Source organism: Streptomyces sp. NPDC056580 (assembly GCF_042793175.1).
Classification (GTDB): domain Bacteria; phylum Actinomycetota; class Actinomycetes; order Streptomycetales; family Streptomycetaceae; genus Streptomyces.
Genome location: NZ_JBHTVE010000023.1, coordinates 1 through 11,470, shown reverse-complemented (window position 1 = coordinate 11,470; position 11,470 = coordinate 1). Strand labels below are relative to the sequence as shown.

At 66.7% G+C, this 11,470-nt stretch carries 8 protein-coding genes; 5 read left to right on the top strand and 3 right to left on the bottom strand.

Features of this window, described 5'->3' with window-relative positions:
* The first annotated feature begins 2 nt into the window (after positions 1-2).
* The 3 genes from ACFQ9Z_RS35840 to ACFQ9Z_RS35830 all read left to right on the top strand — a co-directional run bounded on the left by ACFQ9Z_RS35840 (position 3) and on the right by ACFQ9Z_RS35830 (position 2,053).
* Entirely contained in the window at positions 3-209 is a 207-nt protein-coding gene (locus tag ACFQ9Z_RS35840; protein WP_383030015.1) for a hypothetical protein, read from the top strand.
* Between the two features lie 332 nt (positions 210-541).
* Positions 542-769 carry a hypothetical protein gene (locus ACFQ9Z_RS35835; protein WP_383030012.1) on the top strand — a complete coding sequence of 76 codons (228 nt, stop codon included), beginning with the start codon at positions 542-544 and terminating at the stop codon, positions 767-769.
* A gap of 60 nt (positions 770-829) precedes the next feature.
* Complete coding sequence (locus ACFQ9Z_RS35830) at positions 830-2,053, top strand: hypothetical protein (RefSeq protein WP_383030010.1); 1,224 nt, start codon at positions 830-832, stop codon at positions 2,051-2,053.
* A gap of 220 nt (positions 2,054-2,273) precedes the next feature.
* On the opposite strand, the gene ACFQ9Z_RS35825 is transcribed toward ACFQ9Z_RS35830, so the two are convergent.
* Both ACFQ9Z_RS35825 and ACFQ9Z_RS35820 read right to left on the bottom strand, forming a co-directional pair.
* Positions 2,274-2,696 (bottom strand): phosphotransferase, encoded by a 423-nt coding sequence (locus ACFQ9Z_RS35825; RefSeq protein ID WP_383030008.1) that lies wholly within the window; start codon positions 2,694-2,696, stop codon positions 2,274-2,276.
* A 152-nt stretch (positions 2,697-2,848) separates the two neighbouring features.
* Positions 2,849-2,986: a hypothetical protein gene (locus ACFQ9Z_RS35820; protein WP_383030006.1), complete on the bottom strand. Its 138-nt coding sequence runs from the start codon at positions 2,984-2,986 to the stop codon at positions 2,849-2,851.
* A gap of 368 nt (positions 2,987-3,354) precedes the next feature.
* On the opposite strand from ACFQ9Z_RS35820, the gene ACFQ9Z_RS35815 reads away from it, so the two are divergent.
* A complete protein-coding gene (locus tag ACFQ9Z_RS35815) occupies positions 3,355-9,591 on the top strand; it encodes a DNRLRE domain-containing protein (protein WP_383030003.1) in 6,237 nt (2,078 codons plus the stop codon).
* 96 nt (positions 9,592-9,687) lie between these two features.
* A complete protein-coding gene (locus tag ACFQ9Z_RS35810) occupies positions 9,688-10,596 on the top strand; it encodes a DUF4240 domain-containing protein (RefSeq protein WP_383029999.1) in 909 nt (302 codons plus the stop codon).
* Positions 10,597-11,193: 597 nt separating this feature from the next.
* Here ACFQ9Z_RS35810 and ACFQ9Z_RS35805 read toward each other — a convergent pair.
* On the bottom strand, positions 11,194-11,470 hold a 277-nt coding region (locus tag ACFQ9Z_RS35805; protein ID WP_383029997.1), incomplete at its 5' end, for a transposase.

Genomic DNA, 11,470 nt, shown 5'->3' with positions numbered 1-11,470 from the left:
TGATGAAAGACGAACGACTCGAGGAGTACCGGCGGCAGGCCAAGTTGCGCGAGCACGATGAAGAACGCCGCAGGAGGAGGCAAGCTGCAGAGCCCCGGCTGCAGCAGCAAGAAGCCCAAGCCCACAACGAGGCACGCCTGGCGCCGCCCCCCGCCGAGGAGCAGCACTACGCACAGATGCCTCGGCACACCTACACCGGCATCCGTTGACCGGGACGGCCGGACCCAAAGCAGCTGCCGCGCGGCGTCCGCAACGGTCGCCCACCAGGTGGCCCAATAGGGCGGCAGTGATTGCGTGCACGGAGGGCCGCTCGGCACATACCACGGGGCGGTCAGGTGGGGCAGCGTCGGGCCATGGCGTCGGGGACCTCGCGGGTACTCGGGCTTGACCGGTGAACTCGCATGTTGCGTTGTCGCATATTCCAGCTCAGAGCGCCCCGATCGGTCACTTTGGGGCATGCAGGCGGTGTCCAGGGTCCGGTCCGGAGTGAGTATGTTCGTCCGATGGCGCGTTCGAAGCGCTTAGGGAGGGGAGAGTGCCGGTGGACGTCGTCGCGATTATGGAAGCACTGGCTGAACAGGGCGTAACGGTGCTGTTCAAGGCCGACGCTGAGCGAATGGCAGAGAGGGGCAGGCCTTGGACCTTCGTCGCCAGTGGAGCGCCGTTGCGCGAGGACGTCCTTGTGCGAACCGATGCCGCGTCTGTGGAGCAATGCCTCGCAGTGTGCTTGCCCCGCCTGCGTGAGCTGGGCTTTTCGTTCCCTGAGTGAGAGAGCGGGTGCGACCGAACCGCCGCCCTGGATGTCAGTGCCGGCTGCTTACATGAGCCCATGGACACCGTGCACACGACCGCCGCCCTCCTCCCGGACCCCGCCGAGCTCCGCGCGCACCTGCGCGCGCTGGCCGTGCTGGACCAGGCGATCTGCCGCGACCCGCGGTTCTCCCGCTACTCCTTCTCTACCATCTGGGGGCCTGGGACGGAGGCGGCCCTGATGGACAACGGCTCGGGGGACGACTTCTCCGTCCTCTTCACCCCGGCCGGTGTGCTCGTCCGCGGCTTCGACCACGAGTCGGAGATGAGCCCGTACGGCACGGACGACGAACAGGTCTGGCCCGGTGTCATCGACGAGGTGCCCGTCGCGCTGCGCCCGCTCCTGGACGACCCGGCCTTCGTCGACGAGGACCTCGGCGCCCCGCGGGTCACCGCCTGCCTGTGGTGGGAGACAGGCGGCAGCGCCTGGCGCACCGGCTCGGGCATCGAGTTCCCCTCGGGCAGCCCGGACCCGGACGGCTCCGGGCACCTCTTCCACCTCCTCACCGACCGCTCCCCCGAAGCCGTCCAGGCGCACTTCGAGGAGGACTACGGGCGGCCCGTCCCCCTCGCCACCGTTCGCCACGTCCTCGCGGGCCACCCCCTGACCCCCGAAGCCGCCCGCGGCCTCAACCCGGCCGCCCTCTCCGACGAGGCCCTGCTCCGCCGGATCGCCGCCAACCCCGAGGTCGAGGCCTACCTCGCCTGCGACGGCGAGTTCGACCTCGCGCGGACCGACCCCATCGAGTCGATCGCCCTGCCGGCCGGTCTCCCGGTGGAGCCCGTGGCCGGCTGCAACGCGGGAGGCACCCACTACCTCTGCGGCCCGGCTGGCTCCGACCGCGTCCGCCCCGTCCTCTACACCGACTCCGAGGCCCAGGCTTCCCTCATCGCGGAGTCCCTCGCCGAGGCCCTGACCCTGGCCATCGTCCTCCCCTCCTGGCACGACGCCCTGGCCGGCTTCCGTCCCGCCGCGCTCAACGCCGACTACCTTGAGGACAACCCGGACCACCCCGAGGTCCGCGACCGCCTCCTCGCTACCCTGCGCCCCCGGCCACCGAGCCCGAGGTCTTGGCCCGCCTCCTCACCACGGCCGCCCGCACCGTCCCGGACGGCTTCCTCCCTTCGGTCGAGGGCGAGGAGGACGCGGCCTTCGAACCGATGCTCCGTCTGCCAGCCGAGTAGGACAGCCCCGCCGCGCGCCGCCTTCCCGACCCGGCGCACCGCTCCGGCGAAGCCATGACCGCACTGCCCGACTGGATGCGCCCGCCCCGCGCGGAGGGCTGTTCGCGGAGGACGTGGACCGCCTCCCCGAGGTTCGGCCCGGCGCATGCCGGATCTTCGGCAGGAGACTTTGGGGTGATCGGCCTCGAGGACGTGGAGGGATGGGTCGTCACCGGGCATCACAACAGCAAAGATGCATGGCAAAGTTCCGACAACTTTGGACCCGACAGTCGACTTGCCTAATGAAGGAGCTGGAGGTCACCGTGGGTCTCCACCCACGCCAGCGGCTCCAGGTGCTCGGCCTGTGCGACGAGGGCGCGAACGAACTCCTCGTCGCCCGGTTGGAGATGAGCCCGCGCCGCCGCCAGATGCCGGTCCGCCTTGGCGATCGCCGGACCGCTGCCGGCCGGAGCGGGACGGGCAGGGCAGGACTGATGGATGCGGCGGGCCAGCGCGCCGATCCGGCGGAAGACCGCCTTCTCCCGCTCCGGCGCCAGGACCACGCCATGCAGCGGACGGCCCGGCACCGCGGTGATCAACACGGCCCGCAGTACCTCGTCGGCGGCCACCAGCCGGGGCGCGGCCGCGCCCAGCGCCGACGCCCACGTCCGCAGACCCCGCACCTCGCGGCCGTGGAAACGCTGGTTTTGGTGCACCTTCACATACCAGGTGCCTCCCTGGGCACCGTCGGCGCGTCAGACGCGGCTGCTCTCGCGCGCCCACGACGTGTCCGTCCACCTGATGATCCGGCCGACCGCCCGCTCCGTGAACTCCACGACTGCCGCATCGGGACCGCCAGGGTCCGGCCCACCGGTCACGTCCGGGACGAGACGCACCCGATTGGCCCCGGGTCGAAGGCGACGGCGTCGCCGGGCATCTGGAAATGCAGGGCCAGCCGTGCGTCGGCGGTGTAGGCGTCCAGCCCGGAGCGGCAGTACGCCACCATCCACATCTTCCGAAGGTCCCGGTGTAGCCGGAATCGATGTCGTCAGGCGGCACCGCTGCCCTCAGTGCGGAACGACTGGTACTGAAACGCCTCAATGAACTACCGGTGGATACCTCCTCTTTGGCGGCAGTGGCATGTCAGGGTGACCCAGATCACTCAACTTGCAAGGTGTCCGCCGTCCGTCTCCTGTGATCTTGTCATAGTTTTTGATCTTTACCTCATGCATAGATTCTCATTGCCATCACATGGGTGATGGCAATGAGAATGTGAGAGGTTGGAAAGTCATGACGGTTCACAGACCCGGGCCACGACGGCGCGGGAGACCATCGCGCGGGGGGTCCGTTCGTTGGACGGCGGGCAGTGTCGCCTTGGCCATGGCCATCACGCTGCTCGACGCGACGAGTTCGGGGGCAGCGGGGCCGACCCAGACCATGGACGCGTCGAAGAAGGCGACAGCGACCCAGGCAGCGGACATACCTTCTGCCCGAGTCGCCGCACGGCTGTCCGGCAAGCGGGTTGAAGCGCTCTCGGAGCGCACCGAGACGTCGACAACGTGGGTGAACAAGGACGGCAGCCTCACAGGCGAGTTCACTGCAGGCCCGATACGCTTCCAGCGGGACGGCAAGTGGGTCGATGTGGACGTGGAACTGCGCGAATCCGGCTCAGGAGTTGAGCCAGTCGCGCACCCGGAAGGGCTGCGGCTCGCGGGTAAGACGGGTAGGCCAGCAAAGTCGTTGAAGGCCATGCGTGAGGCCAAGGCTACTGACTTGGTGACGCTCGGCGCGGGCGACGAGCAGATCACGCTTCAGTGGAAGGGCGGGTTGCCGAAGCCTAAGCTGGACGGGACGCGCGCGGAGTACGTCAACGCCGTTCCTGGCGCGGACGTGGTGGTTGAGGCCACGCGCACCGGCTTCGAGCAGTTCGTCGAGATAAAGCAGCGCCCGACGTCGGACGCCTACACTTACACGCTGCCTCTGAAGGCCAAGGGCCTGCAAGTGAAGCAACTGGCCAACGGAAGCGTCTCGTTCACCGACAAGAAGAACAAGAAGCGGGCCGTGATGCCCGCACCGGTGATGTGGGACGCCACCGTCGACAAGCGGTCCGGCGAGCATACGAACCGGGCCAAGGTCGGTATGAAGGTGGTGCAAAAGGGCTCCACCGTCGACCTTGTCATCACCCCGGACGCGAAGTTCCTTGCCGACTCGGACACGCAGTACCCGGTCACTGTGGACCCGTCCACGTCGTCGCTGTCCAACGTCTTCGACACCTACGTCCAGCAGGGCGAGACGGTGGACTGGTCCGCCGACACCGAACTCGACTTCGGCAACCCGGGCACGAAGAACGCGGATGGCACGCCGCGCACGGCACAGTCGTTCATCTCGTGGAACACCACGCCTATTCAGGACGCCCTCGTCCTGGACGCGAAGCTGTCGCTGTGGAACTTCCACTCAGGCAACACCGACTGCAAGCTCTACCCGTGGGAGGTGTGGGCCTCCGGCGCGGCGTCCACCTCAAGCCGGTGGACGAACCGTCCGACGATGACGGCGAAGAAGGCCACCTCCACGGAGACGCGCGGCAACGCCGGATGCCCCACCCAGCCGGACGGCTGGATCAACGCCGACGTGACGACCCTGGTACAGGAGTGGGCCTCCGCCAAGGCCACCCGCGGTCACATGGGCATCCGTGCCACGGACGAGTCGATCATCGCGCAGTGGAAGCGGGTCAACTCCGCCAACGCCGCGTCCAACCCGCCGAAGCTGGTGGTGAACTACAACTACCGGCCGCGCACCGGGACCAAGCAGGAGGCCGGCCCTCCGTACTTCTCCTACAGCGGCGCCTACGTGGTGAACACCACCACCCCGACGTTGCGGGACACCTTCGTCGACGCCGACGGTGACAAGGTCAACGGCACCTTCCAGATCTACGACAACGCCACCGACACCCAAGTCGGCGACGTCATCGTCTCCAAGTACGTGCCCTCCGGGCAGGTCGCCTCGGTGACCGTCCCTGCCGGCGTGCTGACCAACGGCAAGACGTACAAGTTCCGCACCTCACCGTACGACGGCACGCACTACAATGCAGGATGGTCGGTATGGAAGACCTTCACGGTCGACACCGCCGCGCCGTCCGCCCCTACCAGAATTACGTCGACTGACTACCCGTCGAACGCCTGGGTCAAGGGCGTTGGCCAAGCGGGCACGTTCACCGTTACCCCAAACGGTACGGACCACAACTGGCTGGAGTGGTCGCTGGACGGCGTGACTTGGACCAAGGTCGCAACCGGCGGCTCCACTGCTGCAAAGGCCATCAGCATCGCCCCGCCCGAGGACGGCACCCACATCCTCCAGGTGCGGCAGGTCGACAAGGCCGACAACAAGTCCGAGGCGATCGAGTACACCTTCCAGGCTGGCCCCGGCGGCTTCGCCCAGCCCGGTGACGGCGAGCGCACCGCCCGCCGACTCCCGCTGGTCGCGGAGGCCGACGGCAGCAAGTACAACGAGGTGTCGTTCTCCTGGCGCCGCTCCGAGGCGGACCCCTGGGCGAAGATCCCCACAGGAGACGTCACAGCCGGCGGAACGCCGCTGACTGCCTGGCCGGTGCCGCTGGTGAACGGGAAGAACGACCCCCTGGTCTGGAATGCCGCCGGCACCGTGAACCCGGACGGAGCGGTCGAGATAAAGGCCGACTTCACCGGCCCGAACTCCGCCTCGGGTAGCACCCGGTCCATCGATGTGATCGTGGACCGCACCGCGACCGGCGCAGCGGCCGAAGAGGTGGGCCCAGGCGAGTTGAACCTCCTCACCGGCGACTACACGCTGTCCGCCGAGGACGCATCCGCCTTCGGCCTGTCGATGTCCCGCACGGCCTCGTCGCGGACGCCGGACAAGGGAGCCCAGCAGGACGGTCAGGCGGCGATCTTCGGCAAGGAGTGGGTCTCCGGCGCTGTAGCCGAGGCGACAGAGTCGGACTACTCTCACATCCGCCAGATCTCCGACACAGCCGTCGCCCTCGTCGACGTCGAGGGTACGGAGACACACTTCACTGCGAACGCCACCAAGACCGGCTGGGTTCCCGAGACCGGCTCTGAGTCCCTCAGTCTCACCGGCAGCGTGACCGGTTCGTTCACGCTCTCGGACACCGACGGCACGGTCACCGTATTCACCAAGCCGGACGCGGCCTCCGCGACCTGGCAGGTGTCCTCCACGCTGATGGACGGCCTGACCCACTCCACCACCACGGTGGTCTCCGAGACCATCACGGTGGATGGCAAGGAACTGGCCCGCCCCAAGCGGATCATCGCCCCGACCTCCGCCACGAGCGCCGGAACGTGCACCACGACGCCGTCGACCAAGGGCTGCCGCGCACTGGAGTTCGTCTACGCCACCTCCACCACCGCCACCGCCACCGAGTTCGGCGACTTCCTCCGCCAGGTGAAGGAGATCCGCCTGTGGTCCACCGAGCCCGGCGCCGCCTCGGCCACCGCCAAGGCCGTGCAGACGTATGCCTACGACACGGCCGGCCGTCTGCGTCAGGTGTGGAACCCGCAGATCAGCCCGGCGCTGAAAACTGAGTACGCCTACGATGCGTCCGGGCGGGTCACGGGCCTGACCCCGGCCGGGGAGCTGCCGTGGACGTTCACCTATGGCAAGGCGGGTAACGCCGCCACTGCGGGTGACGGCATGCTGCTCAAGGTGTCCCGCTCCGGCCTTCAGCAGGGCACCAGGGACGTCCAGTCCGGCACCGCATCCACTTCGGTGGTCTACGACGTTCCGCTGACCGGCACGAACGCCCCCTACAAGATGGGCGCGTCGGACGTGAAGACATGGGGCCAGTTGGATGCCCCGACCGATGCGACTGCCGTCTTCCCCGCGGACGTGGTGCCCGCCTCGCACGACGGAAGCGCCCTGACCGCCGTCGGCTACGCGCGCGCTCCGATCACCTACATGGGTGTCTCCGGCCGTGAGGTCAACACGGCCGCGCCGGGCGGGTACATCAGCACCACCGAGTACGACCGCTTCGGCAACACCGTCCGCGAACTCTCGGCCGGCAACCGTGCCGTCGCCCTCGGCCTCGGTGCCGCAGACCGGGCCGTGCAGGCGGATCTGGGCATCGGATCGCTGTCCGTTGGCGAACGGGCGAACCTTCTGGCCGCCACCTCGCTCTACAACGAGACCGGCACACGCGAGATGGAGAAACTGGGACCACTTCGCCGTATCGATCTGACCACCGACCTGAAGTCGGGGACCACCACCTTGGTTCCGGCGGGCACTCCGGTGACCGCCCGCAGCTGGGTCGTCAACGAGTACGACACGGGCCGGCCGACGGACGGTACGGCGACGGTCAGGGACCAGCTCACCAAAAGCACCGTAGGAGCGCAGGTCCGGGAGCACCCCACGGTGCACGGCGAGACCAAGACGTCCCTGGTCTCCTATGACTGGGCAAGGGGTCTGGCCACACAGAACGTGCAGGATCCCGGTGGCCTGGCGATCACCACCAAGACCGAGTACGACGCTCAGGGGCGCGTCACCAAGCAGCTCCGGCCCGGAGCCACTGGCACGGACGCCGCGACCCGCGTGACCACCTACTGGTCCGCCACGGGCACGGGCACCTGCCAGGGTCGTCCAGAATGGGCTGACTTGGTCTGCTCCACCGGACCCGCCGGCGCCATTACCGGCGGCGGCAGCAATCCGTCCCAGGTGCCGACCACCATCACCGAGTACAACTGGTGGGGCCGATCGGCCGCGGTACGCGATACAGCGAACGGCAGCACCCGTACCACCACAGTCCAGTACGACACGGCTGGCCGCCCCACCAAGACGACCATCACTGGAGGTATCGGGCAGGCCGTCCCTGAATCCACCACGGAGTACGACCCTGCGACAGGTCATCCCGTGAAACTGACCTCCTCGACCGGTGGCACCATCAGCAAGGCGTACGACAAACTCGGCCGCCAGATCTCGTACACCGACGCCGACGGTGGTGTCACCACCACCGAGTACGACCTGCTCGACCGCCCGGCCAAGACATCGGACAACTCGCCCTCGACCGTCACGTACACCTACGACCACTCGATCGAGCCGCGTGGCCTCGCCACGAAGGCAACCGACTCCGTCGCCGGTGCCTTCCAGGCCACCTACGACGCCGACGGGTCCGTGATTTCTCAGAAGCTGCCCGGCGGCTACACCCTGCAGCACACCGAAGACACCACGGGGGCAGTTGTCCAGCGCACATACACTCGCGACAGCGACGGCGTCAGCGTCATGACCGACACCGTGACCCGATCCATTCTCGGGCAGGTCATCACCCACGCAGGCTGGTCCAATCAGGCCTATGCCTACGACAAGGTCGGTCGCCTCACAACTGTCGACGACACGACCAGCACCGTCTGCACCAAGCGGACGTACGCCTTCGACAACCGCAACAACCGCAAGTCCCTGACCACCGCAGCCGGCGCCCCCGGCCTGGACTGCCCCACCGTCGGCGGTACCGCCACCAACCACACCTACGACAGTGCCGACCGCATCGTCGACACCGGCTATGCCTACGACGCCTTCGGCCGCGCCATCGCAACCCCCGGCAGTGGCACGGTTGCGTACTACGCCAATGACCTCGCCTACCAGCAGACCGACAATGGAAAGCGTCAGACCTGGCAGCTCGACGCCAGCCTGCGCTTCCGCTCGTGGAAGACCGAGACCGGCAGCGGCTCCACCTGGACCCAGACCGCATCCAAGATCAACCACTACGACAGCGACGGCGGTAGCCCCCGCTGGATCACCGAGGACATCGCCACGGGCGCACTGACGCGCAACGTGAACGGCCTCGACGGCAACTTGGCGGCCACTACCGGCAAGACCGGCGGGACAGTCTTGCAGCTCACCAACATCCATGGAGACGTCGGCCTCCTGCTCCCTCTGGATACCAGCGTCGCACCGACCGCCCTGGACGCCGACGAGTACGGAAACTCCAAGGTCGGCCAGACCCAAGCCCGCTACAGCTGGCTCGGAGGCCAGGGCGTCTCCAACGACGCCCTCGGCGGTCTACTGGTCACGGGAGTCCGGGTGTACAACCCGGCAACCGGGCTCTTCCTCTCTCCCGACCCCGTGGTGGGGGGAAACGCCAACGCCTACGGTTATCCCACTGACCCGGTCAACTACATGGACGCGGACGGCCGCTATGCCATTCCCCTGGCCGTCCCGTACCTTCTCGGCGTCGGAACCGCAATCCTGGTCGCCTACATCATCCTTCTGGCGACGAGCTGGATCTGCGGGCAAATCGGGTGTTCGATCAGCCTGCCCGGTCCGAACGTCGCCATCCCGGACAAGAACTCCAAATCGGCCAAGAAGTACAAGAACACCAAGTACATCGGCTACATGATCCACCACAAGGGCAAGATCTGGAAATACGGGATATCTCGCGTCGGTACGAGCAGGCCCCAAAGTCAGATCAGCGCCTGCAACAGGTACTACGGCACAACTGGATGTAGGTGGACCGTGATGAGGCGTACGACGGGATGGCTCAACGCCCGTAGCTGGGAAACGGCCATGATTCTCAAGTACGTGGCCAGGCATCGTCACTGCCCACCAGGACAGGCGAAGAGGGTCTGCGTGTAAGGTGCCGCGCGCACAGGGCTGAATGAACGATAGGCGGGTGGGGTGCCGCCAAGGTGCCCCACCCGCTGCACTCGTCGATGGAAAGGAGGCTAATCCATGACAGAAGAAGAGTTCTGGTCCCTCATCGACCTACTCGGAGGCGTGGCAAACCAGCGAACCACTCCCGCACTGACGGAGGCCCTGGCACGGCAGGGAAAGATTCGAGTTGAAGAATTCGCCGACATGCTGACGGAAAATCTGCAGCATCTTGCAAGTGATCCCCTCACGGGAATTCCGGTCCGAGATGTGAATGATCCATCAGATGCGTCGATCCCGCCGCTGGTTGGTGACGCCCTCATCAATCTCCACTTCGCGGTTGTAGCAGCGGGCAGTTCACGGTTCCAGCACATCCGGAAGAATCCGGAACGGGTGGCTGACTGCGCCTGGGACTTTAGCGAGTCAGATAGCCTTGCCGAGGCTGTCTCCGCAGCCTATGAGATCACCACCGGAGAACCGTGGCTGGGCCCACTGCCTGGATTCTGTACGCACGAAGCCGAAGAGTCGATGGCCATTGCGACAGGGGATGCTCCCTGGCTCAGCCTCGCTCTGCACGGCGACAACGACATTCCTGCGGCGTATTTCGATGCAGCCTGCTCTGTAGTCGATATGGTCCACCACGACCCCCAGTGGCGTACCTGGTGGTCACGCGCCGAGCAACGCGACCTGGACATCGAGATCGAATACACTTCGAAGGCGGAGCGCAGTCGCGTCGCCACCCGAAAGGGACGGGCTTGGGCCTCGTTCCGCAGGAGCGACTCGCGCTTTCGAGGGTTGAACAAGGGTGGTCTTGCCTACCGTGCCGCCGCTGATCTGGAAGAAATTTTCACGCTCGTAGCGTCGTCTCTGAGCCTGCCCACGCCACCCAAAGTACCTCGTCCGGCACATGCAACCCCGCCGACGAGGCGAGATGACGCAGCCCGCGCAAGGCTCGAAGAACTGCGACAACGGCATCGTAAGCGCTCCTGAACCACGCCATTACCGATAGTTCGTTGAAACCGACAGTATTCTCGGCAGCAGGTGACATGAGGGCCACGTACGGCGGATGAAGAGTGAGTCACTCCGCGATCTCTTGATCATTTTTCGAATCGTGGTGAGCGAGATGTCGGTTTCCGCCGGGTGGCCGCCAGGCTTGCCCATGGCAACCCTTTGCTAGGGCGAGGCGGGCGGTGGCCCGGCTGACATGTTCGCGGTCGGCGATCGCCTGCGTCAGCCCGGCGGCCACGGCGGCAGCGCGGCCGGTCTTCAGGCTGGCCAGGGAGAGAGGAGTTGGTCGGCGCGGAGGTCGTACGCCCTGCCCAAGCAGGGTGCGGTCGGACGACCTTTTAGCCGATCCAGCGATAGCACCACACCTGTTGCGATGGATAAGGTCAAGTACGTCAGTGCTGAGCTGCATCAACCTAACCTCGATCTTGCATGACGGTCCGCCGACGGAGTCGGTGGACCGTTTCGCTTTCTGTGGCGGATGGTGGGCATGCTGACGGCCCGAGTGTCGCGTCGGGTGGGCGCCGGGTTCCACTGCTCCGGGCTGGGCCCTCTTTTCGTAGGGACAGGTGAATCCGCTGGTCAGCCGGGGTTCGGCAGGAGGGTGAGCCGTTCGAGGGCGCCTGTGATCTCCTGGGTCCAGGGCCAGTGGCGGGCAAGGCGGAGGATGCGGCGTCGGCCGGTGGTGACGAGCTGGCCGGCCGCGGAGAACAGACGGAACCGCAGGCGGCGTGGTTCCCAGAGCCTTGCCTGGCCGGTCAGGGCGAGCATGGGCATCCAGGCCAGCAGGTCGAGAGCGATCTGGACGATCTCCAGCCAGATGCGGTTCTGGGCGGTGTCGTGCAGGGGAAGGTTGCGC